Annotated in this window: 22 protein-coding genes; 5 read left to right on the plus strand and 17 right to left on the minus strand. The window is 69.5% G+C overall.

The features are described 5' to 3' along the window. Nucleotides 1-258 precede the first annotated feature (258 nt). Together moaCB and RJQ01_RS11955 are read left to right on the plus strand one after the other, a co-directional pair. Complete coding sequence (gene moaCB / locus RJQ01_RS11950) at nucleotides 259-1,287, plus strand: bifunctional molybdenum cofactor biosynthesis protein MoaC/MoaB (protein WP_350476951.1); 1,029 nt, start codon at nucleotides 259-261, stop codon at nucleotides 1,285-1,287. Continuing rightward, nucleotides 1,280-1,762 (plus strand): molybdenum cofactor biosynthesis protein MoaE, encoded by a 483-nt coding sequence (locus tag RJQ01_RS11955; protein ID WP_350476952.1) that lies wholly within the window; start codon nucleotides 1,280-1,282, stop codon nucleotides 1,760-1,762. Before moaCB ends, RJQ01_RS11955 begins: the two co-directional genes overlap by 8 nt. A 9-nt stretch (nucleotides 1,763-1,771) precedes the next feature. Here RJQ01_RS11955 and RJQ01_RS11960 read toward each other — a convergent pair whose 3' ends face one another. Both RJQ01_RS11960 and moaA read right to left on the minus strand, forming a co-directional pair. Next, nucleotides 1,772-2,029, minus strand: a complete 258-nt coding sequence (locus RJQ01_RS11960) for a MoaD/ThiS family protein (protein WP_350476953.1) — start codon at nucleotides 2,027-2,029, stop codon at nucleotides 1,772-1,774. Then, on the minus strand, nucleotides 2,022-3,092 hold the full coding sequence (moaA, locus tag RJQ01_RS11965; RefSeq protein ID WP_350476954.1) for a GTP 3',8-cyclase MoaA: 1,071 nt from the start codon (nucleotides 3,090-3,092) through the stop codon (nucleotides 2,022-2,024). Before moaA ends, RJQ01_RS11960 begins: the two co-directional genes overlap by 8 nt. 92 nt (nucleotides 3,093-3,184) lie before the next feature. Here moaA and RJQ01_RS11970 point away from each other — a divergent pair, with 92 nt between their 5' ends. After that, nucleotides 3,185-3,958, plus strand: coding sequence for a DUF1353 domain-containing protein (locus tag RJQ01_RS11970; protein WP_350476955.1), 774 nt, complete (start codon nucleotides 3,185-3,187; stop codon nucleotides 3,956-3,958). Between the two features lie 31 nt (nucleotides 3,959-3,989). Here RJQ01_RS11970 and ilvC read toward each other — a convergent pair whose 3' ends face one another. The 12 genes from ilvC to otsA form a co-directional block, all read right to left on the minus strand. Continuing rightward, entirely contained in the window at nucleotides 3,990-5,015 is a 1,026-nt protein-coding gene (gene ilvC, locus RJQ01_RS11975; RefSeq protein WP_350476956.1) for a ketol-acid reductoisomerase, read from the minus strand. 57 nt (nucleotides 5,016-5,072) lie between these two features. Further along, nucleotides 5,073-5,582, minus strand: coding sequence for an acetolactate synthase small subunit (ilvN, locus tag RJQ01_RS11980; protein WP_350476957.1), 510 nt, complete (start codon nucleotides 5,580-5,582; stop codon nucleotides 5,073-5,075). Nucleotides 5,583-5,586: 4 nt separating this feature from the next. After that, nucleotides 5,587-7,416 carry an acetolactate synthase large subunit gene (locus RJQ01_RS11985; protein ID WP_350476958.1) on the minus strand — a complete coding sequence of 610 codons (1,830 nt, stop codon included), beginning with the start codon at nucleotides 7,414-7,416 and terminating at the stop codon, nucleotides 5,587-5,589. A 55-nt stretch (nucleotides 7,417-7,471) separates the two neighbouring features. Then, nucleotides 7,472-9,166 carry a dihydroxy-acid dehydratase gene (gene ilvD, locus RJQ01_RS11990; protein WP_350476959.1) on the minus strand — a complete coding sequence of 565 codons (1,695 nt, stop codon included), beginning with the start codon at nucleotides 9,164-9,166 and terminating at the stop codon, nucleotides 7,472-7,474. Nucleotides 9,167-9,241: 75 nt separating this feature from the next. After that, the gene (mnhG, locus tag RJQ01_RS11995; RefSeq protein ID WP_350476960.1) at nucleotides 9,242-9,640 is read right to left on the minus strand and encodes a monovalent cation/H(+) antiporter subunit G; all 399 of its coding nucleotides are present in this window, start codon (nucleotides 9,638-9,640) and stop codon (nucleotides 9,242-9,244) included. Then, nucleotides 9,640-9,927: an MrpF/PhaF family protein gene (locus tag RJQ01_RS12000; RefSeq protein ID WP_350476961.1), complete on the minus strand. Its 288-nt coding sequence runs from the start codon at nucleotides 9,925-9,927 to the stop codon at nucleotides 9,640-9,642. The genes mnhG and RJQ01_RS12000 overlap by 1 nt, the downstream gene beginning before the upstream one ends. Further along, a complete protein-coding gene (locus RJQ01_RS12005) occupies nucleotides 9,927-10,529 on the minus strand; it encodes a Na+/H+ antiporter subunit E (RefSeq protein WP_350476962.1) in 603 nt (200 codons plus the stop codon). Before RJQ01_RS12005 ends, RJQ01_RS12000 begins: the two co-directional genes overlap by 1 nt. Next, nucleotides 10,526-12,091, minus strand: coding sequence for a Na+/H+ antiporter subunit D (locus RJQ01_RS12010; protein WP_350476963.1), 1,566 nt, complete (start codon nucleotides 12,089-12,091; stop codon nucleotides 10,526-10,528). The genes RJQ01_RS12005 and RJQ01_RS12010 overlap by 4 nt, the downstream gene beginning before the upstream one ends. After that, nucleotides 12,088-12,525, minus strand: a complete 438-nt coding sequence (locus RJQ01_RS12015) for a Na(+)/H(+) antiporter subunit C (protein WP_350476964.1) — start codon at nucleotides 12,523-12,525, stop codon at nucleotides 12,088-12,090. Before RJQ01_RS12015 ends, RJQ01_RS12010 begins: the two co-directional genes overlap by 4 nt. Beyond that, nucleotides 12,522-15,446, minus strand: a complete 2,925-nt coding sequence (locus RJQ01_RS12020; protein WP_350476965.1) for a Na+/H+ antiporter subunit A — start codon at nucleotides 15,444-15,446, stop codon at nucleotides 12,522-12,524. The genes RJQ01_RS12015 and RJQ01_RS12020 overlap by 4 nt, the downstream gene beginning before the upstream one ends. Nucleotides 15,447-15,517: 71 nt before the next feature. Further along, complete coding sequence (gene otsB, locus RJQ01_RS12025; RefSeq protein WP_350476966.1) at nucleotides 15,518-16,321, minus strand: trehalose-phosphatase; 804 nt, start codon at nucleotides 16,319-16,321, stop codon at nucleotides 15,518-15,520. Then, nucleotides 16,318-17,754, minus strand: a complete 1,437-nt coding sequence (gene otsA / locus RJQ01_RS12030) for an alpha,alpha-trehalose-phosphate synthase (UDP-forming) (protein WP_350476967.1) — start codon at nucleotides 17,752-17,754, stop codon at nucleotides 16,318-16,320. The genes otsB and otsA overlap by 4 nt, the downstream gene beginning before the upstream one ends. Nucleotides 17,755-17,938: 184 nt before the next feature. Here otsA and RJQ01_RS12035 point away from each other — a divergent pair, with 184 nt between their 5' ends. Next, a complete protein-coding gene (locus tag RJQ01_RS12035) occupies nucleotides 17,939-18,739 on the plus strand; it encodes a sugar phosphate isomerase/epimerase family protein (protein ID WP_350476968.1) in 801 nt (266 codons plus the stop codon). Between the two features lie 16 nt (nucleotides 18,740-18,755). Here RJQ01_RS12035 and RJQ01_RS12040 read toward each other — a convergent pair whose 3' ends face one another. The 3 genes from RJQ01_RS12040 to RJQ01_RS12050 are packed head-to-tail and all read right to left on the minus strand — an operon-like array spanning nucleotide 18,756 to nucleotide 24,170. Further along, the gene (locus RJQ01_RS12040; protein WP_350476969.1) at nucleotides 18,756-20,726 is read right to left on the minus strand and encodes a YhgE/Pip family protein; all 1,971 of its coding nucleotides are present in this window, start codon (nucleotides 20,724-20,726) and stop codon (nucleotides 18,756-18,758) included. Continuing rightward, complete coding sequence (locus tag RJQ01_RS12045; RefSeq protein ID WP_350476970.1) at nucleotides 20,723-23,593, minus strand: MMPL family transporter; 2,871 nt, start codon at nucleotides 23,591-23,593, stop codon at nucleotides 20,723-20,725. The genes RJQ01_RS12040 and RJQ01_RS12045 overlap by 4 nt, the downstream gene beginning before the upstream one ends. 1 nt (nucleotide 23,594) lies before the next feature. Further along, nucleotides 23,595-24,170 carry a TetR/AcrR family transcriptional regulator gene (locus RJQ01_RS12050; protein WP_350476971.1) on the minus strand — a complete coding sequence of 192 codons (576 nt, stop codon included), beginning with the start codon at nucleotides 24,168-24,170 and terminating at the stop codon, nucleotides 23,595-23,597. 246 nt (nucleotides 24,171-24,416) lie between these two features. On the opposite strand from RJQ01_RS12050, the gene RJQ01_RS12055 reads away from it, so the two are divergent. After that, nucleotides 24,417-26,099 carry a hypothetical protein gene (locus tag RJQ01_RS12055; RefSeq protein WP_350476972.1) on the plus strand — a complete coding sequence of 561 codons (1,683 nt, stop codon included), beginning with the start codon at nucleotides 24,417-24,419 and terminating at the stop codon, nucleotides 26,097-26,099. The last annotated feature ends 103 nt before the right edge of the window (nucleotides 26,100-26,202 follow it).

Raw genomic sequence — 26,202 nt, forward strand, 5'->3', positions numbered from 1 at the left:
CGTCGCCGCAGCCGCGACGAGACCGACCGCGGCGCTCCACCCGACGGAGCGCCGCGATCGAGGCACGAGCACCCGGTCGCTCGAGGGAGTCGACGTCGCAGTACCCGTCATGCGCTCGTCCACCTCCCGTGCCGTGTTTCCCCCACGTGCTCACCGTAGAGCGCGCAACCCAGCTCCGCCTGACTCAGACCTTTCCGTATTCTTACGGCAGATACGGTGGCTTCTTCGCGCGGCTCGCGGCCGTGAGACGATGAGGCCGTGACCGACCCCGTGAACGAGCGCGCACTGAGCCACCTCGACAGCGACGGACGCGCGCGCATGGTCGACGTGGGCGGCAAAGGGGTCACCGCCCGACTCGCGGTCGCTGAGGCGTGCTACGTCACCCGGGCCGACGTCATCGCCCTGTTGCGCGACGACGCGCTCCCGAAGGCTGACGTGCTCACCACAGCCCGGCTCGCCGGCATCGGGGCGGCGAAGCGCACGAGCGAGCTCATCCCGCTGTGCCACCCGCTGCCGCTCGACGGGGTGCGCATCGACCTCGAGCTGGCCGACGATGCCGTGCTCATCACCGCCACCGCCTCGACGAGCGGGCGCACGGGCGTCGAGATGGAGGCACTCACCGCAGCGGCCATCGCGGGCCTGACACTGCACGACATGATCAAGGCCGTCGACCCCGCTGGCACACTCACCGATGTGCGCCTGGTGGCCAAGAGCGGCGGTGCGCGCGGCGACTGGCGGCGCGAGGACGACGCCTCCGATGCCGGCCGCGAGCCCGCGGCGCAGGCCCACCCAGGGCGAGGCGGCACCGTGCGCCCGGGCACGGCCACCGTACTCGTCGCCTCCACCCGAGCGGCCGCGGGCTCGCGCACCGATGAGACCGGCCCCGCGATCGCGCAGTGGCTCAGCGACCACGGGCTCGCCGTCGACGCGCCCGTCGTCGTGCCCGACGTCGAGATCGGCCCGGCCCTCATGGAGGCTCTCGCGGACTCCCCTGCGCTCATCATCCTCACGGGCGGCACGGGCGTGAGCCCGAGCGATCGCACCCCGGAGGCCGTGCGCGCCGTCCTCGACACCGAATTGCCCGGCATCGGCGAGGCTGTGCGTGAGCGCGGGCGGGCAGCCACCCCGACCGCTGTGGTCAGCCGCGCCGTCGCCGGCATCGCTCGTGGCACCGTCATCGTGGCCCTGCCTGGCTCGCCGGGGGCGGTGCGCGACGGTCTCGCCGTGCTCGAGGGCGCCCTGGAGCACCTGCTCGCCCAGCTCAGCGGCGGAGGGGACCATGACTGAGGGCCCGGCGCGCAAACAAGCCGGAACGGCCGCCGCGGTCGGCGAGCACGGCGGGAGCGCTGAGGATGCTGTGCACGGGTTCGTGACCGACGAGCCTCTCGACGCCGCCGCACTCGAATCCTGGGTCGCGAGCAGCGCCGACGGTGCTGTCGTGACGTTCCGCGGCGTCGTGCGCGACCACGACCATGGGGCGACAGTGCGCGGCCTCGACTACCGAGCCCACCCGGAGGCCGAGAGCATGCTGCGCGCCGCGTGCGTGCGCCTGCACGAGCGCACCGGGCTGCGCGTCGCGGCGGCCCACCGCGTCGGATCCCTCACCGTCGGCGACGTCGCGCTCGTCGCGGTCGTCGCCTCTCCTCACCGAGCCGAGGCGTTCGCCGCGGTCGACGCCCTCGTGGTGGAGATCAAGGCGAGCGTGCCGATCTGGAAGCGCCAGCACCTCACCGACGGCTCGACGGAGTGGGTCGGGCTCTAGAGGCGCGCGTCAGCCGCCCGCGAAAGGGGGCAGCACATCCACGCGAGCGCCGATCGGGGTCGCGTCATCCCGCCGCACGACGCCGTCGACGAGAAACGATCCGTTCTGGAGCACGCGCGCCATGGGCTCGCCGTACCGCGCGACGAGGTGCGCGCGCACCGCGCCGACAGTCGTCATGGTCGCAGACTGCTCGGCGTCGAGCACCTCTTCTTCGCGCCCGGCCGCATCGGCGGCGGCCGCGAAGTATCGCACGAGCAGCTCAGCCACCGATCGCCCCCATCGTGCGCTCGGGCCGACGGAACCCGGCCACGGACATCCCGTGCCCGGCTTGCTTGCCCCACATGGCCGCGCGCCAGCGATCGGCCACCTCGTCATCGCTGGCGCCACCTCGCAGCAGGCCCCGAAGATCGGTTTCGTCGTCGCCGAACAGGCACGAGCGCACCGTGCCCTCGGCCGTCAGCCGCGTGCGGTCGCACGCCTCGCAGAACGACCGCGTGACGGAGGCGATGATGCCGATCGAGGCGGGACCGCCGTCGACGAGCCAGGTCTCGGCGGGGGCGTGTGGGTCGTCGCGGTGCGGGTGGCTGAGCACGAATCGCGGCGCGAGGGAGTCAACGAGCTCCGCGGCGTCGACCATGTTCTCGCGCACCCAGGTCTCGTCCGCGTCGAGCGGCATCTGCTCGATGAAGCGCAGCTCGACGCCCTGCTCGAGGGCCCAGGCCACCAGGTCGCCCGCGCCGGCGAGCGTGTCGCGCATGAGTACGGCGTTGATCTTCAGCGGAGTGATCCCGGCGCGCCGAGCCGCCTCGATGCCTCGCAGTACGGCCGGCAACCGGTCGCGCCGGGTCAGGCGAGCGAAGTGGTCGCGATCGATCGTGTCGAGCGAGATGTTGAGGCGCGTGAGGCCAGCGGCGAGCAGGGCGTCGATGCGGCGCTCGAGACCGATGCCGTTGGTGGTGAGAGACAGGGACGCCCCTGCCGCGACTCTCGCGCTGCGCTCGACGATCTCGGCGAGGTCGGGTCGCAGCAGCGGCTCACCGCCCGTGAAGCGGATGTCGCGCACCCCGAGGTCGTGCACCGCGATGCGAACGAGTCGCGCGAGCTCTTCTGCGCTCAGCAGCTCCCGCCGCGGGATGACCGGCAGACCCTCGGCGGGCATGCAATAGGTGCAGCGCAGGGAGCAGGCGCTCGTGAGGGAGATCCGCAGGTCCCGCGCGACGCGCCCGAACCGATCGACCAGCGCATCCGTGTCGGGGCGCCCGGATGTATCGGGCGCCAGACTGTCGTCGCGTTGGCGCACGCCCGGTATCCCCAGAGCGATCGACGGCATGCCGCCACTCTATCCGTCGATTGTGCGTGCCTCCGCCGTCCGCATCCACTATCCGAGGACCAGGCACGTACGATCGAGGGGGAGGACGCCTCATGCCATTTCTGACCCGCCGCGGTGAGCCACTGACAGCGCTGCCGCTCGTCTACCGTCGCGGGCGCGACTTTCAGATCGTCGAGGAATTCCTCTACCGCAACCCTCGCGACGGCAGCACCACTCTCGTGCCGGCGCACGCTGTCGATCTGCCGCCCGGGGAGGGCAACAGCACCGACTTCGCCTCTGTGCCGCCGTTCCTGTGGGGCCTGATCGCGAACTACGGCACGCAGACGCTGCCCGCGATCATGCATGACGCGCTCGTCGGCCAGCTTCTCCGGGAGCCGGACGATCAGCGGCTGGCCCTCCGACGAGAGGCGGACGAGCTGTTTCGCGTCGCGCTCATCGACAACGGCGTGCACCGCTTGCGCGCTCGCGTCATGTGGGCGGCGGTCGGCCTGGAGAGCTGGGGGCGCCACGGGGGCGCGCGCGGGCGACTGCTCATCGGCCAGGTCGCCGTGGGAGTACTCACGATCGTCGCCGCCGTGTCGCTCGGAATAGCGGTCTCGCCGTGGGGCTACATGCTCGCGCTCGCGCCCACAGCGCTCGCGGCCCTGTGGGGGTCGACGTACGGGCTCGTGAGCTCAGCGACCTACCTCGCGGCTCTCTACGCCCCGCTCATCCTCGGTGCGTTCCTCGCCTCGCACGTCGAAAACGCGATCGCGATGATCGTCTGGCTCGCCACGGGCTGCAAGGGGCCACGGCCTCAGGCCGAACCGACGGTCGCGTGGAAAGACGAGTACGCGCCCGAGTCGGCGGCTCCGGAGCCCCGCTGACCCGGGCGCGCCCGGTGGTGATGGTGTGCTGCTAGCGCGCAGCAGATCCGTCGGTGTAGTCGGAATCCTGCTGCTTCCAGGCGAAAAGCGCTCGCAGCTTCTTGCCGGTCGCTTCGATGGGGTGTGCGGCACCGTGGTCGCGCAATTTCTGGAATTCGACGGCTCCGTTGTCCTGGTCGTCGATGAAGCGCTGCGCGAAGGCTCCCGACTGGATGTCGGCAAGAACGGCCTTCATGTTCTCCTTGACGTGCGGGTCGATGACGCGGGGGCCGGAGACGTAGTCGCCGTACTCCGCGGTGTCGCTGATGCTCCAGCGCTGCTTGGCGATGCCGCCCTCCCACATGAGGTCGACGATGAGCTTGAGCTCGTGCAGCACTTCGAAGTAGGCGATCTCGGGCTGGTAGCCGGCCTCGGTGAGCACCTCGAAGCCGTACTGAACGAGCTGCGAGGTTCCACCGCAGAGCACAGCCTGCTCGCCGAACAGGTCAGTCTCGGTCTCCTCGGTGAAGGTCGTCTTGATGCCGCCGGCACGCAGTCCGCCGATGCCTTTGGAGTACGACCAGGCGAGGTCCCACGCCGATCCGGTGGCGTCCTTCTCGACGGCAACGATGACGGGCACGCCGCGACCCGCCTCGTACTCGCGACGCACCGTGTGGCCGGGCCCCTTGGGGGCGACGAGCACGACGTCGACGCCTTCGGGGGCTTCGATGTAGCCGAAGCGGATGTTGAAGCCGTGGCTGAAGAGCAGCGTCTTGCCCTCGGTGAGGTTGTCCTTGACGTCCGCGGCGTAGAGACCGCGCTGGTGCTGGTCGGGGGCGAGGATGACGACCACGTCTCCCCATGCCGCCGCCTCGGCCGGGGTGTGCACGGTGAAGCCGGCCTCTTCTGCCTTGGCACGGCTCGTCGAGCCCTCCTTGAGGCCGATGCGCACCTCCACGCCCGAGTCGCGCAGGTTGAGCGCGTGGGCGTGACCCTGCGAGCCGTAGCCGATGACGGCGACCTTCTTGCCCTGGATTAGGCTCAGATCGGCATCCTTGTCGTAGATGACGTCAGTCATGCGTGTGATTCTCCTTGTATTCGGGGTGGATGGGCGGGGCCAAGGGGTGCGTTGGCCCTAGTTCTTGAGCACGCGCTCGCTGATGCTCTTCGAGCCTCGGCCGATCGCGAGCAGGCCGGACTGCGCGATCTCCTTGATGCCGTACGGCTCGAGCACGCGCAGGAATGCTTCGACCTTGGGCGTGTCGCCGGTGACCTCGATGACGAGGGAGTCGGTGGCGACATCGACGACGCGGGCGCGGAAGAGGCTCACCGCTTCGAGCACCTGCGACCGCGTCGCGTTGTCGACGCGCACCTTCACGAGCATGTGCTCGCGCTCGACAGCCTGCGAGGAGTCGAGCTCGACGATCTTGAGCACGTTGATGAGCTTGTTGAGCTGCTTGGTGATCTGTTCGAGCGGCAGGCCGGAGACCTGCACGACGACGGTGATGCGCGAGAGACCTTCCACTTCGGTGGTGCCCACGGCGAGGGAGGAGATGTTGAAGCCGCGGCGGGCGAAGAGTCCGGCGACGCGCGTGAGCAACCCGGGCTTGTCTTCGACGAGCAGGGAGAGCACGTGGTAAGTCATCGGTCTACTCCTCGTACCAGTCGGGGGCGTGGTCGCGGGCGTACTGCACCTGCGAGTTGCCGACGCCTTGCGGCACCATGGGCCACACCATGGCGTCGCGGCTCACGATGAAGTCGATCACCACCGGTCGGTCGTTGGTCTCCATGGCGAGTCGGATGGCGGGCTCGACCTCCTCGGGAGTCGTGACTCGGATGCCGAGTGCACCGTAGGCGTCCGCCATCTTCACGAAGTCGGGAATCATGACCGTGTCGTGCCCGGTGTTCAGGTCGGTGAACGAGTGCCGGCCATCGTAGAAGAGCGTCTGCCACTGGCGCACCATGCCGAGCGAGGAGTTGTTGATGATGGCGACCTTAATGGGGATGTCGTTGATCGTGCAGGTCGCGAGCTCCTGATTGGTCATCTGGAAGCAGCCGTCGCCGTCGATCGCCCACACGAGCCGGTCGGGCTGCGCCACTTTCGCACCCATCGCGGCGGGCACCGCGTACCCCATCGTGCCGGCGCCGCCCGAGTTGAGCCACGCGCCGGGTCGCTCGTATTTGACGAACTGCGCCGACCACATCTGGTGCTGGCCCACGCCGGCCGCGTAGACCGCCTCCGGGCCGGAGAGCTCGCCGATTTTCTCGATGACCCACTGCGGGGAGAGCTGGCCATCTTCGGGAATCGTGTAGCCGAGGGGGTACTGCGACTTGAGCGTCGTGAGGCGGGTCCACCAGTCGGCGGTGTCGCTGGGGTGGGCGGCGACCGCCTCGTCGTACGCAGGCAGCAGGTCGAGGAGGACTTCGCGCACGTCGCCGACGATGGGTACGTCGGCGTGACGGATCTTGCCGATCTCCGCGGGGTCGATGTCGACGTGAATGACCTTCGCGCCGGGAGCGAACTCGCTCACCTTGCCGGTCACGCGGTCGTCGAACCGCGCCCCGAGGGCGATCAGCAGGTCGCTCTCCTGCAGGCCGAGCACCGCGGGCACAGTACCGTGCATGCCGGGCATGCCGAGCTGCTGTGGGTGGCTGTCGGGGAAGGCTCCTCGTGCCATCAGGGTCGTGACGACGGGTGCGCCGGTCTTTTCCGCGAACGCGAGCAGCTCGCGGTGCGCTCCGGCGCGCACGACGCCGCCGCCCACGTACAGCACGGGCTTGCGCGCCTCAGCGATGAGCTGCGCGGCGGCCTGGATCTGCTTGCCGTGCGCTTTGGTGACGGGCCGGTAGCCGGGCAGGTCGATCTTGGGGGGCCAGATGAACGGCGCGCTCTTCTGCTGAGCATCCTTGGTGACGTCGACGAGCACGGGGCCAGGGCGACCTGTCGTGGCGATGTGGACGGCAGCGGCGATCACCCCTGGCACGTCTTCGGGCTTGGTGACGAGGAAGGAGTGCTTCGTGATGGGCATCGTGATGCCCGTGATGTCGACCTCCTGAAACGCGTCGGTTCCCATGGATGTGGAGAACACCTGGCCGGTGATGGCGAGCATGGGCACCGAGTCCATGTGGGCATCCGCGATCGCGGTCACAAGGTTCGTCGCACCGGGCCCGGATGTAGCGATGCAGACGCCGAGCCGGCCGCTCGCGGATGCGTAGCCCTCGGCGGCATGGCCAGCGCCCTGCTCGTGGCGGACAAGGATGTGCCGGATGGTGGTGGATGCCATGAGCTCGTCGTAGAACGGCATGATGGCGCCGCCCGGCAGGCCGAACACGTCGGTGACGCCGAGGCGCTCGAGTGAGGCGAGGATGGCGCCGGATCCGGTGAGGATGGGCGGGTCAACGGTCGCAGCGGCAGGCACTGCTGGCTTGACTGCGCCCGCGGCGGGCGGGTTGGGCACGGGAGTCGATTCCGTGGTCATGGAGTAGCACGTCCTTGCAGAGTGTCGGCGATCGTGAGCGGGCGTACCGCGCGCATCACCCGGTGACGGCTCCCTGTGCGGCGGACCGCACGAGCTTGGAGTACTTGGCGAGGACGCCGCGGGTATAGCGCGGAGGCAGGGGCGCCCAGTCGGTGCGGCGCGCCTCAAGCTCGTCTGCGTCGACCAGTAGGTCGATGGAGCGAGCAGCGATATCAACCCGGATCAGATCACCATCGCGCACGAAGGCGATAGGACCAGCATCTACCGCTTCGGGAGCTACGTGGCCGATGCACAGTCCGGTTGTGCCGCCTGAGAATCGACCGTCGGTCAAGAGTAATACATCTTTCCCGAGGCCTGCCCCCTTGATCGCGGCGGTCACGGCGAGCATCTCTCGCATGCCGGGGCCCCCCTTGGGGCCTTCGTAGCGGATGACGACGACGTCGCCGGCCACGATCTCGCCGCGGGTGAGGGCATCCATCGCCTCGCGCTCACGCTCGAAGACCCGCGCCGGGCCTTCGAAGACGGCGGCGTCGAACCCGGCGGTCTTGACCACCGCACCCTCCGGTGCCATCGTCCCGTGCAAGATCGTGATGCCGCCGGTCGCATGAATCGGGTTGTCGAGCGTACGCAGCACCTCTCCGTCGAGCGGGTCGGGGTTCAACTCGGCGAGGTTCTCGGCCATGGTCTTGCCCGTCACGGTCATGACGTCGCCGTGCAGCAAGCCGGCATCGAGGAGCGCCTTGAGCAGTACGGGGAGGCCGCCCTGACGGTCGACATCGTTCATGACGTAGTTGCCGAAGGGCTTGAGGTCGCCGATATGGGGTACGCGGTTGCCAATGCGGTTGAAGTCCTCGAGCGTGAACGGCACCTCGGCCTCATTCGCGATCGCGAGCAGGTGCAGCACGACGTTCGTCGAACCGCCCAGGGCCATCGCCACCGTGACTGCGTTCTCGAGAGCCTCGGGCGTGACGATGTCCCGCGCCGTGATTCCCTTGTTGAGCAGGTTCACGACGGCTTCACCGCTGCGGTGGGCATACATGTCGCGGCGACGGTCGTAGGATGCGGGACTCGCCGAGCCCGGAAGGCTCAGGCCGAGCGCCTCGGCCACCGAGGCCATCGTGTTGGCCGTGTACATGCCGCCGCAGGCACCTTCACCGGGCGCAAAGGCGCACTCGATGCGATGTGCGTCTTCCGGGCTCATCTTGCCCGCCTTCACGGCGCCGACAGCCTCGAAGCTGTCGATGATCGTAATGTCTTTCTCGGTTCCGTCGCTCAGCTTGACCCAGCCGGGCGCGATCGAGCCGGCGTAGAGAAAGACGCTCGCGAGATCAAGGCGCACGGCCGCCATGAGCATGCCGGGAATCGACTTGTCGCACCCGGCGAGGAGCACGGAACCGTCGAGGCGCTCTGCTTGCATGACGGTCTCGACCGAGTCGGCGATGACCTCCCGGCTCACAAGCGAGAAGTGCATGCCCTCATGGCCCATCGAGATGCCGTCGCTGACGCTCACGGTACCGAACTGCAGCGGGTATCCGCCGCCCGCATGCACGCCCTCCTTAGCCGCCTGGGCGAGTCGGCCGAGGGAGAGGTTGCACGGCGTGATCTCGTTCCACGAGCTCGCGATGCCGATCTGGGCTTTGTCCCAATCGTCATCTCCCATGCCGACGGCGCGCAGCATGCCGCGCGATGTCGTCGCTTCGATGCCGTCGGTGACGACGCGGGAACGGGGCTTGTGATCGACCTCGGTCATGCCTCGAGTCTAGGACGTGCGGCTGGAGGTTGCGGACCTTGGCCGCGGCGCTCTGGCGAGGGGCCGGCGCGCGACTCAGTCCTCGTCGTCGTCGCTCGAGATGACCCTCGAGCGCGACGCCTCCTCGATGTCTGGCGCGAGTTCGTCGGCGACGAGCCCGTCCGGGTCGTAGGCGCCCGTGCGATAGCCCGAGCGGCCGACCATATGGGCCGAGATAGGAGACGTCAGCATCTGCAGCACGATGACGGGCAGCACGAGCAGGAGGGCGGCCCAGCTGCGCAGACTGAGAGCGAGGGCGAGGACGATGAGGATCAGACCGAGGATCTGCGGCTTGGTCGCGGCGTGCAGTCGGGTGAGGGCATCCGGGAATCGGATGAGGCCGACGGCGGCCGCGAGCGAGAGCGCCGCACCCACGACGAGGAGGACGCCGGAGGTGATGTCGAGAATCGTGTCCCAGGGCTCGAGTTCGAACATCAGGGCACGTCCTTCCGCCACGGGCTGCCTTCGGTCTTCGTCACGAAGCGCGCGACCGCGACGGTGCCGAAGATCGCGGTCGCCGCGAGGATCACCATGAGCGGGATCGTGCGCGTGTGCACATTGATGATCATCTCGGTCGCGACAACGAGGATCAGCGTCGTGAGCAGCACATCGGAGGCGATCACGCGATCGAGGATCGTCGGCCCCGCGATCACGCGGTACATCGAGATGATCGCTGTCGCGGCGAGCAGCACACCCGCGATCACGTACAGAGCCTCGACCATCAGCGCACCTGCTCCCACTCCGCCTTCGAGCCGATCGCGGCGATGATCTGGCGCTCCATGCTGAGAGTGTGGTGCCGAGCGTCTTCGACGTCGTCCGCGGTGGTGGCGCCGAGCACGTGCACGTACAGCACGGCGTGCCGTCGATCGACCTCGATGACGAGAGAGCCGGGCACCAGCGAGATGGTGATGGAGGTGAGCGTCATGATGATGTCCGAGCGCGTGCGCAGCTGCACCCGCACGATCGCGCTGCGAGTTCCTCCCTTGGGGCTGAAGGCGAGCGCCGCGACCTGGAACGACGCGACGAACAGCTCACCGAAGAATCGGCCGAGGAAGGCGACCGCCCACAGCGGGTTGAACCGCCGGGAGAGCTCGACGGGCGGCAGGTAGAAGGCGCGGGTGACGAGTAGTGCGACGACGAGGCCGGTGAGCACGGTCAGCACGGTGACCGATCCCCACAGCATCATCCAGAGGAGCACGAGGGCGACGAGCAGCGGCAGCTGCTGCAGGAGGGTGGCGCGGCTGCGCTCTTCCGACATCGTCGCGGGGTCGTCGTCCTCGGTCTCGTTCCGGGGCGCGCCATCGTTCACAGTGTCGTCGATCATGGCTCCACCCCCTGAGGGAACACGATCTGGATGTACTGCTCGGGCCCGTCGAGGTTGTCGGCGGCCCGATCCGCGAGACCGTACAGCGGCCCGGCGAAGACGGTGAGGGCGATACCCACGAGGACCATGAGGACAGTGCTCACGGTCATGAGGCGCGACGTTGCGCGCGTGGCGGCGATCGTCGCGGTGGAGTGCGGAGCCTCCTCGACCGCGCGCAGCAGGCGCGTCTCATCGCCCTCGACCTCGCCCGCTGGTCGCCAGAACGCCAGATTCCAGACGCGCACGAGAGCATAGAGGGTCAGGAGTGAGACGAGGGCGCCCGCACCGATGAGGACGTAGGCGAGGGCATCCCCTTGCTCCGCGGCGGCCTGGAACAGTCCCAGCTTGCCGATGAAGCCGGAGAAGGGTGGGATGCCGCCGAGGTTGAGCGCCGGCACGAAGAACAGCACGGCGACGAGCGGCGCGCTCGCAAGCAGGCCGCCGATGCGCGTGATGGACGTGCTGCCGGCCTCGCGCTCGATGAGACCCGCGGCCAGGAAGAGCGTGGTCTGGATGACGATGTGGTGAACGATGTAGTAGATCGCTGCAGCGGTACCTGCCGCTGTGCCGAGCGCAACGCCGAGAATCATGTACCCGATGTGGCTCACGAGTGTGAAGGAGAGGATGCGCTTGATGTCCGCTTGGGCGACGGCACCGAGGGCACCGACGACCATGGTGAGCAGGGCGACCACCATGAGCGCTGGGTTCAGTTCGGGACCGGGGAAGATGACGGTCTCGACTCGGATGATCGCGTACACCCCGATCTTCGTGAGCAGGCCCGCAAACGCGGCTGTCACGGGTGCGGGCGCGCTCGGATAGGAGTCGGGCAACCAGAACGACAGCGGGAAGACCGCCGCCTTGATGCCGAAGGCGACGAGAAGCATGACGTGCAGCAGCACCTGAACGTCGGCGGGCAGGTCTTGCATGCGCGCGGCGACCTGGGCAAGGTTCACGGTGCCGAGGGCTCCGTACACCATCGCGATGGAGGCGAGAAAGAGCAGGGAGGACAGAAGACTCACGATGACGTAGGTGACGCCGGCGCGGATGCGCGCCTCTGTGCCGCCGAGGGTAATGAGCACATAGCTCGCGACGAGCAAGATCTCGAAGCCCACGTAAAGGTTGAAGAGGTCGCCGGAGACGAAGGCGACCATGACGCCTGTCGTGAGGATCAGGTAGGTCGGGTTGTAGATCGAGACCGGCGTCTCCGCATCACCGTCGGCGATGCCCTGCCCGACAGAGAAGAGCAGCACGGCCAGGAGGACCACGGCAGAGACGAGCACCATGACAGCCGACAGCCGATCGACGACCAGCACGATGCCGAAGGGTGCTGACCACCCTCCGAGCTCCATGGCGAGCGGTCCGACGGCGTCGACGGCGACGAGCAGGGCGATGCCGAGACCCAGCTCGATGACGAGAGCGACGATCGCGACGACGCGCTGCGCCTGCGGCCGGAAACCGAGCGCGAGGGTGACTGCCGCGCCGAGGAGCGGCACGAGGACGACGAGGGGCACGAGCGCGGTCATGCGCGACTCCTCGTGTCGTCGGTGGGAAATTCTGTGTCTTCGGCGTCGGGTGCGGTCTCCTCGACCGGCATCTCGACGGCACCCTCTCGCAGCGCGACATCATCTGCGTCGTCCGAGACGTCGTCAGCGTTCGCGAGCCGCCAGGAGCGGTAGATGAGCGCAAGGAGGAAGGCGGAGACGGCGAACGTGATCACGATCGCGGTGAGGATAAGCGCCTGCGGCAGAGGGTCGGTGTAGGCGTCGTCGGCGATACCGTCCTCAACGATCGGCGCTATGCCCGCCTCCCCCGCCATGATCAGCAGGAGAAGGTTGACGGCATTGCCCAGCAAGAGGAAGCCGAGCACGACGCGCGTGAGGCTGCGCTCGAGCAGCATGTAGACGCCCGCGGCGAAGAGCGCACCCATAGTGATGACGAGGATCAAGGAGATGCTCACGGGCGTCCCTCCGTGGCGGACTCGACGCGGCGCGCGTTCGCGCGGTCGGAGGCATCATCGCCCTGTCGGTCGACTTCGGCGCCCAGGCTGCGAAGCACGTCGAGCACCAGGCCGACGACGACGAGGTAGACGCCGATGTCGAAGATCGTGGACGTGACAAAGGACACCTCTCCCAGGAGCCAGACCTCGGCCTCCCAGTAGGTCGAGGTGAGAGCATCAGCCCCGAACAGGAGCGGCACGATCGCGGCGCCCGCGGCGACGGCGATCCCCGTTCCGAGAACCGCGCCAGCACCGACGGGCACCGCGGCGGTGAGCTCGTGGCGCCCCCCCGCGAGGTAGCGCGCGACGAGCGCGAGTCCCGCGATGAGCCCGCCGGCGAACCCGCCACCCGGCAGATTGTGTCCCGTGAACAGTACGTACAGCGAGAGCACGATGATGGCGTGGAAGATGAGGCGCACGACGACCTCGAGCAGGATCGAGCGGTACCGCGGGTCGAGCGTCGGTCCCGCGAGGATCCAGGCGTTGCGGCGCTCGCCGGGAATCGACTGGAGTCGCGACTGCTGCACCCGCGCCCGTGCACGGCGGCGCAGGGTGAGTCGTTGTGCGCGCGACGTGGAGTCGTCGCGGCCGCGGATGAAGAGCAAGCTCGCCACGCCCGTGGCCGCCGCGATGACGACGGCGAGCTCGCCCATCGTGTCCCACCCGCGGATGTCGACGAGGGCGACGTTGACGATGTTGCTGCCGTGGCCGTCGACGAACGCGAGCTCGGGCCAGGCGAGGGAGATGCGGTCGGTGGTCCGCGAACCTGCGGCGACGAGGGCGATGAGCACCATGATGACGCCGGCGGAGATGGCGATGACGGCCCGCAGCAGCCGATGGTGGCTGCCGTGGCGGTCACCCAGCTTGGCGGGCAGGCGACGAAGGACGAGCACGAAGGCGATGAGCGTCACGAGTTCGACCAGAATCTGGGTGATGGCAAGGTCAGGCGCGCCCTGCAGCGCGAAGAGCGCCGACATGCCGAATCCGGTGACCCCGACCGTGACGAGCGCGGCGAAGCGTTTCTGCACCTGCGTCGCGGCGATCGCTGCGGCGATCATGACGACGGCGATGGCGAGCTGCGCGGGGTAGTCCCACACCCGCACGTCGGTGCGCCAGCTGGAGCCGGTGACGAGGCCCGCGGTCGAGACGGCGATGAACACGAGCAGGATGACGCCGAGGTAGAACGAGAGCGAGCCGCGCTGGGTGAGGCTCGTGACGCGCGCGGAGAACCGGTCAACGGCCGACATCACGTCCCAGTACGCCTCGCTCGCGCTCAGTCCGGTTGAGAGCCGCTTCTGGGCGGCCGCGACGGGGGTGCGAGCGGCGAAGAGCGCTGCGCCGAGCACGATCGTGAGGGCGGAGAGGCCCAGGGCGGGCTCGAGACCATGCCAGAGCGCGAGCTCGTACGGCTTGCCCTCCGGTGCCTCGAAGAGTGCCGGATAGCCCGCGAGCGCGCGATCGGCGAGCCCCGCGAGTGGCCCGAGAGCGAGCGAGGTGACAGCGAGGACAGTGGGCGCGAGGAGGAAACCGCGGCGCACGTGCTCGAGGGAGGTCACATCGTCGACCCCGGCCTTACGGGCGAACGCACCCCAGAAGAACCGAAGGCTGTAGGCGACGGTGAAGACGGAGCCGAGCACGACGCCCACCACCGCGACGACCGCGATCGGGTCGCCCGACTCGACGCCGACCAGGAGGCCGTGCAGCACCGTTTCCTTGGCGACGAAGCCGAACAGCGGGGGCACGCCCGACATCGAGGCGAGAGAGAGGGCCGCGATGGTCGCGAGAATCGGTGAGCGGCGACCCAGTCCGGAAAGCTTGCGCAGGTCGCGTGTGCCAGTCTCGTGGTCGATGATGCCCACAATGAGGAAGAGCGCGCCCTTGAAGAGCGCGTGGGCGACCAGCAGGGCGAGCGCGGCGAGAGCTGTGTCGCGCGTGCCGTATCCGGAGACGATCGTGAGGAAGCCCAGCTGGCTCACGGTTCCGTACGCGAGGAGAAGCTTGAGGTCGGTCTGCCTGAGCGCGATGTATCCGCCGAGGAGCATGGTCACGACGCCGAGGCCCACGAGCACCTCGCGCCAACCGGGCATGTCGAAGAACGCCGGGGCGAATCGGGCGATGAGGTAGATGCCGGCCTTCACCATCGCGGCGGCGTGCAGGTACGCACTCACGGGCGTCGGCGCGGCCATCGCGCCCGGCAACCAGAAGTGCAACGGCACGATCGCGGACTTCGACAGGGCACCGACGAGCACAAGGAAGACGGCGGCGGTGGTGAGGGCTCCCGCGGGCGAGGAGGAGAGGATCACGTCAAGCGAGGACGAGCGCGCTTGCACCGAGAGCAGCACGAGGCCCACGAGCATGACGAGCCCGCCGAGGGTGGTCGTGATGAGCGCCTGCAGTGCGGCGCCGCGGCTCGCCCGTCGACCGGTGTAGTGGCCGATGAGCAGGTAGGAGAAGACGCTCGTCGCCTCCCAGAACACGAACAGCAGGTAGACGTCGTTCGCCGTGACGAGACCGTACATCGCCCCGGCGAATGCGAGAAGGACGGCGGCGAAGCGCCCGAGACCGGGCTCGTCGTCGGCGAAGTACCACGAGCAGTAGATGAGCACGAGGCTGCCGATACCCGTGATGACGAGCGCGAGCACCCAGGAGAGCGGGTCCATGCTCAGGTCGAGCGTGAGCTGCAGCTGGCTGACCCACGCGAGCCGTTCGATCGGGTAGCCCTCAGGGTCTCCGTCCAGGATCGCGGGCGCCTGCAGCAGGGTGTGCACGAAGGCGCCGAACGAGATCAGCCCGGCGACCAGGAAGACGCGACGACCGAGCAGGCGCACGAGGGCCGGAAGGATGATGGAGGCCACGCCGAGCACCGCTAGGACGAGGAGCAATCGTCCTCCCTCGGTGTCGGTGCGGCACGAACGGGACGGGGCACCGCATCGAGCGGAGCTGTGGGCCTACCCTATCGAGTCGAGCCCGAGACAATCCCCCGACGGCGCTCGGCGAGCTCGGCGAGCAGAGCTGCCATGGCGGCCGGGTCGGCGACGCGGTGCTCGGCAACGGTCGCGGCAGCGCCGACCTTGATGCCGAGATCCTGCTCCCCGAGCACGCGCAGGGCGTCCTCATCGGTGACATCGTCGCCGGCGAACAGCACTGCGTCGACACCGAGCCGATCGCGCAGGATGCGCAGGCCGTCCCCCTTGGTCGCGTCGCGCACGGCAAACTCGATGACGTTCTTGCCGTCGCGCACGGTGAGCCCCGGGTCGAGGGCGGATGCTCGCTCGCGCACGTCGCGCTGGAGGGCACCGGCGGCCTCCGACACGACGACACGCGTGTGCACGGCGAACCCGGCGGGCTTGTCCTCGATCCACGCGCCGTCGACGGCGTCCACGAGAGGCGCGAGCGCCGCGCGCAGCGACACCACGCGGTTCCGGTCGGCGTCGTCGACAGCCGGCTCAGGATCGCCGGCGCCGATCCGCACCTCGAGTCCGTGCGAGCCGACGAGCGGCGTACCGGGCGCCACCTGACCGACGTGGGCGAGGCTCTCGAGCGATCGTCCCGAGACGAGGGCGACGAAGGTCTCGGGCAGCGCCTGCAGCGCGTCGAGCGCCGCGGCCGCCGCGGGCAGCGCCCGCGCCGCGAGCGGATCGTCGACCTCCGGCGCGAGCGTGCCGTCGAAGTCGAGCGCGACGAGCAGGCGACGGCAGCCCGCGATCCTCTCGAGCGCGGCGTCCAGCGCAGCCGGGGCGCTCCCGCCGTGGGTCACGCCGACCTCGCCGCCTCGGCGCTCTGGCGCAGCGTTGCGAGGAACGAGTCGGACCACGAGGAGACATCGTTCTCGCGCACGCGCCGGCGCAACGAGCGCATGCGCGAGGCGCGCTCCTTCTTCGGCATGCGCAACGCTGTCACCATCGAATCCTTGAGGCCGTCGATGTCGTGCGGGTTGATGAGCAGCGCGTTCTTGAGCTCGTCGGCGGCGCCGGCGAACTCGCTCAGCAGCAGCACACCGTCGTCGTCGTGACGGCAGGCGACGTACTCCTTCGCCACGAGGTTCATGCCGTCGCGAAGCGCGGTGACGAGCATGATGTCGGCGGCGAGGTAGAGCGCCGCCATCTCCTCACGCGGGTAGCCATGGTGCAGGTACGCGATGGCACTGTGGCTGATGGTCGAGTAGGTCCCGTTCAGGCGTCCGACGGTGAGCTCGATTTCGTCGCGCAGCTGCATGTAGGCGGCGACGCGCTCGCGGCTCGGGCTCGCCACCTGCACGAGCACGGCGTCGCCGACCTCGACCTCGCCGTCGCGCAAAAGCTCGCCGTAGGCCTTGAGACGGTGGCGGATGCCCTTGGTGTAGTCGAGTCGGTCCACGCCGAGCATGATCGTCGACGGGTTGCCGAGCTCCTCGCGAATCTGTCGCGCGCGCTCGATCGTCTCGGGGCGGCGCGCGAGCTCGTCGAAGCTCGCGACGTCAATGGAGATGGGGAACGCTTTCGCGATCGCGATGCGCTCGGGCCCGCCGTCGGGAGCGGGCACCCGGATGGTCGTGCCCTTCGTGGTCGTAGGCCCGTAGAGCCGGCGCACCGCGCGCGAGAAGTTGCCGGCATCGGCGACGCGCTGGAAGCCGATGAGGTCGGCACCGAGCAACCCTTCGACGATCTGGCGGCGCCAGGGCAGCTGGGCATAGATGCCGTACGGGGGGAAGGGGATGTGGTTGAAGAACCCGATCACGAGGTCGGGGCGCTGCGCTCTGAGCATGGCGGGCACGAGCTGCAGCTGGTAGTCCTGCACCCACACGGTCGCTCCCGGCGCCGCGACCTCGGCCGCGGCGTCGGCGAAGCGCTGGTTGACGGCCTGGTAGGCCTCCCACCACTCGCGGTGGTAGCTCGGGGCGGCGATGACGTCATGGTAGAGCGGCCACAGCGTGTCGTTGCTGAAGCCCTCGTAGTAGCGCTCGACGTCGAGGGCGCTGAGGCGAACGGGGACGAGGTCGATGCCGTCTTCGGTGAACGGCTCGAGGTCGAGGTCGGGCTTTCCCGCCCAGCCGACCCAGGCGCCTTCGGAGGCGCGCATGACGGGTTCGAGAGCGGTCACGAGACCGCCCGGCGAGCGCCGCCAGTGGGCGGTGCCGTCGGGCTCGACGACGCGGTCGACGGGCAGGCGATTGGAGACGACGATGAAGTCGTTCTGGGTGGAGTCGGTCATGGCGCGCGTGCGTCTCCTCGTGGGGATGCTCGATGTGGCGGGGGCCGGCCGTCGAACCGTATCAGCCGAATCTCAGAGACCTCCCAGAGTGGCCATGTCCGGTGCGCGCGGTTCTCCCGTACGTCATCGAGAGTTCACGGGTCGCTCCCGCGAGTCCCCGGCGGGAACGCCGTACAGTGGCGCTGTGACTCAGATCGGCATGGGTACGACGAGCGTCCTCCCCCGGCGCCTGCGCGACGCCTTCCGTCTCGCGGCGGAGGCCGGCTTCGACGGCGTCGAGGTCATGATCACGAGCGACCGCGACACTCACGACGCGGCGCGGTTGGCCGCGCTGAGCCAGGAGTACGGGATGCCCGTGCTGAGCATCCACGCACCTGTCCTGCTCTTCAGCAGCTACGTCTTCGGCCGCAACCCGCTCGTGAAGCTGCGCCGCAGCGTCGCCCTGGCCGAGGCCGTCGGGGCGACCACCGTGGTCGCGCACCCGCCCTACCGCTGGCAGCGCCGCAGCGCTGAGCGCTTCGTCGAGACCGTGCGTCAGCTCTCCCGGCAGACGGGAATGCGCATCGCGGTCGAGAACATGTTCCCGGTCACGCGCGGGGGCATCGAGCACGACCCCTTCGCCCCGAGCTGGAACCCCGGCGCGCTCGCCGTGGACGCGCTCACCCTCGACTTCTCGCACGCGGGCATGAGCGGGCGCTCGGCCGCCGATCTCGCGCAGGAGTGGGGCTCGCGGCTGCAGCACGTACACCTGTGCGACGCCGCGAGCACGCGGCCGGGAGGCACGCTGCGCGACGAGCATCTGGTTCCCGGTCGCGGCGCGCAGCCGGTCGCGGAGGTGCTGCGGGCGCTTGCCGGGTCTGGATTCGCTGGCCACATCATCGCGGAGATCAACACGCGGGCGTGCGGTCGCGACGACGACCAGCGCGTCGCCTGGTTGCGCGAGACCGTCGAGTTCGCCCGCTCGCACGCGCTGGTTCGGCACTAAGGCTGAGCGCAACGCCTCACGCCATCGACGGGGCGAACCTCCGCAGCACGGCCCGGCGGCGCGCTCGACCCGCCGCCAAGCGCGCGACCACGAGAGAGATGGCCGTGAGGAGCACGAGGCTCACCGCCGCCGAGAGAACCCGATCGGGCGAGCCCCCCGCGATGATCGAGGTGAGACCGTCCGTCGCATGGGAGAGCGGCAGCACGGCGCTCAGCGCCGGGAAGGGCGCGGCAAGCGCTTCGATGGGCACCACGCCGCCGATGACGACGACCTGCACCGCGAGAGCGAGCAGCGACACGACGATCCCGCCTCGGCCGAGCCACTGGGCGAGGGCGACATGGAGCGCCGCGAACGCGACCGCGATGAGCGTCGTGAGACCGAGGATGGCGGGCGCGAGCGTCCACGAGATTCCCGCGACCGTGTGCGCGAGCAGGGTCACCAGAGCCGCCTGAGCGAGCGACACTGCGGAGAGCAGCAGCAGTCGGCGCCGCAGGAGGGCTCCCGCCCCGAGCGGAGAGCCCACGGTGGCGGCTGCGCGAACAGGCAGGGCAAGGGTGACCGCCATGGCGCCGAACCACAGGCCGAGCGGGCCGAGCACCGCGATGATCAGCCCTCCGATGCCGTCGAGGGCATTGGCACGGTCGGTCTCCAGCGCGATCGGGTCGGTTACGGTGTCGGGAACGGTAGCGACGTCGTCGGGAACGGATGCCGCGCCCTCGTCGAGGCCGGCCGCGAGCTCCTCCGTGCCGGCTGCGAGCTCGCTCGCACCGTCCGCGAGCTCGGCGTTGCCCGCGGCGAGCTGCTCGGCGCCGGCCGCGAGGGAGAACGCGCCGTCACGGGATTGGCCCAGCCCCGTCGCGAGCTGGTCGAGTCCGGCAGCGAGCCCACTGGCACCGCCGCGCAGCGCGGGACTCTCGCTCGACAGCGCTGAAGCGCCGCTGGCGCTGTCGCCCACCCCCGCCTCGATGCCCGAGAGTGCCGGAGTGACCTGCGCGCTCGTGCCGGCGGCGATCGCCGCCAGAGTCTGGGCTTCGACGAGCATCGCCTGGGCTTCCGCGATGGTCTGCGCGCTCGCGGACGAGGCCTGCGCTTCGTCGAGCACCGCCTGCGCCTGAGTGACGAGCGCGGTCGCGAGCGAGGAGACGTCCGCGACCGCACCGCTCAGGGCGCCCAGTGACCCCGCCGCCGCGTCGAGCTGGACGAGCCCGGTAGCGAGGGCGTCGACCCCTTGCGTGTACCCGGCGATGCCGGAGGAGAGCTCCGCGGCGCCCGTGGCCGAGTCCCGCGCACCTGACGTGGCTGAGCTGAGACCGCTGCCGAGGGCGCTCGCGCCGTCGCCGAGACCGGTGACCCCGTCGCCGAGCTCGCGAACTCCGCCGGCGAGTTCGCGCGAGCCAACCGCGAGGTCGCCCGCTCCGCCTGCGGCGGTCTCGAGCGACTCGCCCAGCTCGCCGAGCCCTCCCGCGAGCTCGTCGAGATAGCGGGCGGTGATCTCCGAACCGAACTGCGCGACGAGGCCGCTGCCGATCGCTTGCATGACCGAGCCCGCCAGATAGCTGTGGGCGTCATCGGTGTCGATGCGGATCGACGCTGGCTGAGCATCCGTGTCGGAAATGGTCGTGAGCGAGGCGGAGAAGTCAGAGGGGATCGTGACGACGGCGTAGACCTCGCCCGCCTCGAGTGCGCGTGCCGCCTCCTCCTCGCCCGTCGGTGTCCAGTGGAAACCCACCGAGTCGGGCCCCGTGAGCTCGGTGACGAGCTGGCGACCCGCCAGGAAGGGCTGCTCATCGCCGTCGGCATCGACGATCGTGACCAGTTCGTCGTTGTTGACGATCGCCGCGGGGATGCGGTCGAGTGCGGCCTCGCCGTCGCCGACGGCGGCGAGCGCCAGGCCGACGAGACTGAGCGGCACGAGCACGGCGCCGACGACCGTCGCGATGCGGCGGCGCGAGCGCCTGACCGGCTGGGGAGCGGGGCTGTCGGTCATGAGCGGAGGACCTCCGTGGTTCGGGCGTCGTGGGTGTCGGCGGGCGCGAGGGGATGCAGAGGAACCGCTGCGGAGTCTTCGCTGGCGGCGTCGCCCGTGACGATGCGCGCCGGGCAGGGCTCCGCGAGGGAGACGATGAGCGCGTCGACGGCGTCGACCGTCTCGCTGGAGAGCCCTCCGGCGTCGATGAGGTGCACGGTGGCCCTGTGCGTCGTCGCCAGCGCGGCGAGGGCGAGCGCCCGGCGCTCAGGCGCCAGCGAGACGAGCGTGTCATCGAGGTCGACCTCCGCGAGCGCAGCGACGCGGCCTCCCAGGCGGCGAGCCGTCGAGGCGACCCCGCGCCACCATCGCTCAATCTCTCGCTGCGCGGTGGCACCGCGCCGCGCGACGCGGTGCTCGGTCGCGAGCTCGCGCACGGTGAGGTGCGGGTCGAGGCGACCGGGCTCGAGCTCGAGCAGGCTCACCCGCTCGCTCGCGGTGGTCGCCTCGGAGGGGAGCAGGGCGCCGGCGACGCGGGCGCGACCGCTCGGCGCCGCGAGGTAGCCGGCGAGAGTCGCGAGGACGAGCCCGCGCTCGGCGTGCGGAGCGTCGACGAACATCCGCGCGCCGGGCTCGACCCGCAGGCTGAGGGTCGTCCCGGTGCCCGCGATCTCGAGCCGGTCGGCGATGGCCGGGGCGTCGCCCGCAGCGGCAGCCCAGAGTGCGGTATCGCGGTGATGCCGCAGTCGGGCGCCCTCGACGTCGAGATCCGGCAGAAGGCGGTCGAGGAATCGGGGAAACCACCAGCCCGCCCGCCCGAAGAGTGTCATGAGCGCCGGGCCGAGCAGCATGCGCACGACGAACGCGTCGACGGCGATGCCCACGGCGAGCCCGAGAGCGATCGGCTTGATCAGACCGGCACCCTCGGGCACGAATGCCGCGAACACGAAGAACATGATGAGTGCCGCGGCGGTGACGACGCGCGCGCCGGTCGTGAAGCCCTCCTCGATCGCCTCGCGAGGGCTCGCGCCGTGCACATGTTCTTCACGCATGCCCGAGACCAGGAAGACCTCATAGTCCATGGCGAGCCCGAACAGCACCGCCATGAGGATGATGGGCATGAAGCTGAGGATGGGGCCGGGCTCGGCATGCAGCAGCTCGGCGCCCCATCCCCATTGGAAGACGGCCACGGTGACACCGATCGCGCTGCCGACGGTGAGCAGAAAGCCGAGCGCGGCCTTGACGGGTACGAGCACGGAACGGAAGACAGCCATAAGCAGCACGATCGAGAGCCCGACCACGATGATGCCGAAGGGCACGAGCGCCCCGGTGAGGCGTGTCGAGATGTCGATGCCGACGGCGGTGACGCCGGTGACGGCGAGCGGCGTTCCGTACTCCTGCTCGATGAGTTGGCCGGTCTCGCGCAGCTCGGCGACGAGTGCTTTCGTCTCCTGCGCGTCGGGTGCGGTTGTCGGCGCGACGCGGAAGATCGCGAGCTCTAATCCCGGTGACGGGATGCCCTGGCTCACGCTCGCGACGCCGTCGACGCCCGCGAGCTCGTCGCGAACGCTCTCGAGGTCGCCGAGAATGTCGGTCGATTGCGTGATGTCGAGAGTGACGAGGAGCGGGCCAGCAGTGCCCGGGCCGAAAGAATCGGCGATGAGGTCGTAGGCGATGCGCTGCGTCGAGCCCTCGGGCTCCTTCCCGCCGTCGGGAAGGTTCAGGTCGAGCGAGAACGCCGGGATCGAGACGGTGCCGAGCACGAGCACGACTCCGACCGTGGAGAGGACGGGGCGGCGCATGACGCCTCGTACCCAGCGGCGCCCCATGGTCGGGCGACTCACGGCGGTGGGGTGCGAGCGCTTCCACGCACGCGAGCCCTCGCGCGGGACGAGACGGTCCCCCGCGATACCCATCAGGGCCGGCAGGAGCGTCGTTGCGGCGAGCATCGCGACCGTCACGGCGACTGCGGCGCCGATCCCCATGACGGAGAGGAACGGCACGCCCACGACGAGCAGACCGAGCAGCGCGATGATCACGGTCGCGCCGGCGAACACGACGGCGCTTCCCGCGGTGCCCACAGCGATGCCGGCCGACTCGAGGGGCCGCTCGCCGCGTGCCAGCTGAGTGCGATGGCGGGAGAGGATGAAGAGCGAGTAGTCGATGCCGACCGCGAGCCCGATCATGAGGGCGAGCAGGGGCGCGGAGCTCGAGACGGGAACGAAGGCTGCCACGCCGAGAATCCCGCCGAGGGAGATGCCGATGCCGATGAGGGCTGCCACGAGCGGCATGCCGGCGGCGAGCAGCGACCCGAAAGTCACCACCAGCACGGCGCCGGCCACGAGCACTCCGAACACCTCGATGACGGTGATGCCCACCACGGTGTTCTGGAACACCTGACCAGCGAACTCGACACGCACGTCGCGCGCGTCGGCGGTGGCGGTGATCGCGTCCAGAGTCTCGGAGGAGATCGACTGGGACGAGCCTTCGAGGCTCACCTGCACGATCGCGACCGACGCGTCATCGCTCACCTGGTTGCTCGCGAACTCGTCGAACGGGCCGAGAACAGTCTCGACTCCCGGGATCGACTCGAGGTCGTCCATGAGCCCCGCGATCTCGTCGCGGATGTCGGCGTCGGTGACGACGGAGCCGTCCTCAGGCGCGACGACGGCCTGCACCGTCGTCCCCGCCGCTTCGGGGAAGAGCTGGTCGAGCTGGTCGAGCGCCTCCTGCGACTCCGTACCGGGTATCGAGAAGCTCTCGTCGGTCTGGCCGCCGAGGCTGAGGCCGACTCCCAATGCCGCTGCGAGGGCGATGACCCACACGGTGATGACGAGGGCGGCACGGCGGTAGGCGAAGCGCCCGAGACGGTAGAGGAGAGTGGCCACGTCAGTCCTTGGAGTTCGAGTCGGCGAGATCGGCAGCGGAAGGCACCAGGAGCTCATGCAGGATGCGCAGGAGCGCTGAGCGCAGGTCGTCGACGTCGATCTCGCCGCTGAGCCCGAGCCGCTCGGCCGCAGCGAGCGTGTAGGCGACGCCGCCGAAGGCGACGCCGAAGCGCAGCTTCTCCATCGTCGAGCCGCTCGCGAGCCGGAACAGCTCGGCGACTCGCCGCATGATCTCTGTTGAGCGGTGCATGACGGGCACGTCGTCGAGCGTGGCGCCCTGGTTGATGATGAGCGGAACGACCTGTCGATGGCGCAGGAGCAGGTCGACGAAGTTCTCGACGAAGTCGGCGTGCCGCAGCCCGCTGGCCGGGTCGATCGAGTCGAGGAGCCGATCCAGGTCGTCGACCGCCGGACTCACGATGTCGGCGAGCAAGAGCTCCTTCGAGGCGAAGTGGTACAGCACGCTCGCCTTCGATGTTCCGGCGAGGTCGGCGATGCGCTGCAGCGAGGTCGCGGCATACCCGGAGGTCGCAAATTCGGCGAGCGCGATCGCACGCAGGTCGTCATGGAGGGTCACTCAGACGACGCTAGATGACCGATCGGTCAGTACCTGACCATTCGGTCAGATGCTCAGCGCGCACTGTGCGAGCTCCCAGGCACGAGCGCGCCCCGAACTGGGGGTGCGGAGAGGCTGTCGCGAACCACCGTGAAGCATCACACTCGTGCCAGGGGGACGAGCGAACCGAATTCACATCCGGTCGCATCGGCACACGGCGATGCTGCACGCTTCGGGGCCCCTCCACCTCGCACACAAGGAGCATGCATGAAGCACTCGGCGCTCGGCGTTGCCGCACTCACGAGCGGAATTCTGCTCGCCCTCGCCCCCGCGCTGTCGGCCTCCGCCGCGAGCGCGACGATCGCCAACGGCGGATTCGAGCTCGACGACATCGGAGCCACGAGCATCACCGGATGGACGACCATCACCGAGGCCATCGATCTCGGCACCAGCTCGATCGCCGGCTGCGTGACGCAGGACACCTCTGACTACACGAATCTGCGCGACTACGAGGACGAGGCGGATTCTCTCTGGGATCGGTCGACCGAGAACGTTCCCGGCGAGTCGGAGTACTGGTTCTACGTCAAGAACGGCTCCGACTACGTCACCATCCTCGGCGACCGACTCGTGTGGGACGACGACTACGAAGAGTGGTACCTCGAATCCGAAGTCGTGTACCACGACGTCTCGACGGCAGACTTCGCCCTCTCGAGCATGCCGGCGGAGGATGTCGAGCCGGATGCCCCGTCGACGGCGCCCGAGTCGGACGCCGGTGAGCCGGCACCCGAGGTGCCGGAGCAGGAGGGCGCGCCGGAGCAGCCCGTAACCCCGGAGCAGCCGGCGACACCGGAGGAGCCGTCGGTCGACCAGCCCTCTGAGGCGCCCGCCGGCGAGCAGGATGACCAGGCCCCTGCAGAGCCTGCGCCCACGCTGCGACCGGCAACGGCGAGCTACGCCTACACCATCGAGTACGACTGGACCACGGACCAGCAGAACGCCTTCGACGACGCGCGGCGCGCTGCTCTTCCCGACCCCGTCGAGCGCGGCGATGACCCGGCGAACGCCGATCTCGTGGATAGCGAGTACTCGGTGCAGATCGTCGACGGCGCCGACCAGGGCCGGTCAGGCAAGCTCGTGGAGCTGTACAGCGAGCTCGACGGAGAGCTCGACGGCTATGTCATCCACGGCCCCGCCATCTACAGCGCTCCCTTCACGGCACCGGGCGGCCGCCAGATCCGGCTCGACTGGTCGGCGGTCGATGAGTCCGACGACTTCCACGTCTTCGGGTACCTGCTGAACGTCGACACCTGCGCTCAGTTGGAGATCATCGACGCCACCGGCGAGTCGCAGGACTGGACGACCTCATCGCTCATCGTGCCGGCGGACGGCACCTACCGGTTCGTGTTCGTGTCGGGCAGCTACGACAAGTCGTGGGGTGGCGCCGCGGGTGCCTACCTCTACATCGACAACATCGTGCAGACCGCCGCCTTCACGCAGCCCGGTATCGAGCTCGCCCTCACGGCTCAGGTCGGCGACTACCTTCCGGGCAGCGAGGTGCAGGTCGCCGGAGGCAACCTTCTGCCCAACTCGCCGTACGACCTCGTACTGCGCTCGACTCCCGTGACGGTCACGAGCGGCACGACCGACGACGACGGCTCCTTCCTCGGAATCGTCACGCTGCCCGACGACATCACCCCCGGTCAGCACACGCTCACGCTCACCGGCGAGAGCGCCGGTGGACCGCTGACGCAGGTGGTCTACATCACGGTGGGCGCGGATGGCACGCTTCTCTACGCATCCACGGTCGGGCCGCAGCCGCAGCTCGCCATGACGGGCCCCGTCGAGCAGACCGCGATCGCCGCGGTCGGGTTGCTGCTCATGGCGGGCGGCACCGCGGCGCTCGTTCGCGACAACCGGCGTCGACGCTCGACGGCGAACCTTCTCGCCTGACGCATCGGGGTGCACGGAGGCGGGGGGGGGGGCGGGGGGGCCCCCCCCCCCCCGGGGCCCCCGGGGGGGGGGGGGGCGGCAAACCCCCCCCCCCCCCCCCCGA

Source organism: Microcella sp. (assembly GCF_040286215.1).
Classification (GTDB): Bacteria; Actinomycetota; Actinomycetes; order Actinomycetales; family Microbacteriaceae; genus Microcella.

Bases quoted from the DNA above. Each gene is read 5' to 3' on its own strand.
- RJQ01_RS11955 (WP_350476952.1), top strand. From the start codon at position 1,280: ATGACTGAGGGCCCGGCGCGCAAACAAGCCGGAACGGCCGCCGCGGTC.
- moaA (WP_350476954.1), bottom strand. From the start codon at position 3,092: ATGCCGTCGATCGCTCTGGGGATACCGGGCGTGCGCCAACGCGACGAC.
- RJQ01_RS11970 (WP_350476955.1), top strand. From the start codon at position 3,185: ATGCCATTTCTGACCCGCCGCGGTGAGCCACTGACAGCGCTGCCGCTC.
- ilvC (WP_350476956.1), bottom strand. From the start codon at position 5,015: ATGACTGACGTCATCTACGACAAGGATGCCGATCTGAGCCTAATCCAG.
- ilvN (WP_350476957.1), bottom strand. From the start codon at position 5,582: ATGACTTACCACGTGCTCTCCCTGCTCGTCGAAGACAAGCCCGGGTTG.
- RJQ01_RS11985 (WP_350476958.1), bottom strand. From the start codon at position 7,416: ATGACCACGGAATCGACTCCCGTGCCCAACCCGCCCGCCGCGGGCGCA.
- ilvD (WP_350476959.1), bottom strand. From the start codon at position 9,166: ATGACCGAGGTCGATCACAAGCCCCGTTCCCGCGTCGTCACCGACGGC.
- mnhG (WP_350476960.1), bottom strand. From the start codon at position 9,640: ATGTTCGAACTCGAGCCCTGGGACACGATTCTCGACATCACCTCCGGC.
- RJQ01_RS12000 (WP_350476961.1), bottom strand. From the start codon at position 9,927: ATGGTCGAGGCTCTGTACGTGATCGCGGGTGTGCTGCTCGCCGCGACA.
- RJQ01_RS12005 (WP_350476962.1), bottom strand. From the start codon at position 10,529: ATGATCGACGACACTGTGAACGATGGCGCGCCCCGGAACGAGACCGAG.
- RJQ01_RS12010 (WP_350476963.1), bottom strand. From the start codon at position 12,091: ATGACCGCGCTCGTGCCCCTCGTCGTCCTCGTGCCGCTCCTCGGCGCG.
- otsA (WP_350476967.1), bottom strand. From the start codon at position 17,754: ATGACCGACTCCACCCAGAACGACTTCATCGTCGTCTCCAATCGCCTG.
- RJQ01_RS12040 (WP_350476969.1), bottom strand. From the start codon at position 20,726: ATGACCGACAGCCCCGCTCCCCAGCCGGTCAGGCGCTCGCGCCGCCGC.
- RJQ01_RS12055 (WP_350476972.1), top strand. From the start codon at position 24,417: ATGAAGCACTCGGCGCTCGGCGTTGCCGCACTCACGAGCGGAATTCTG.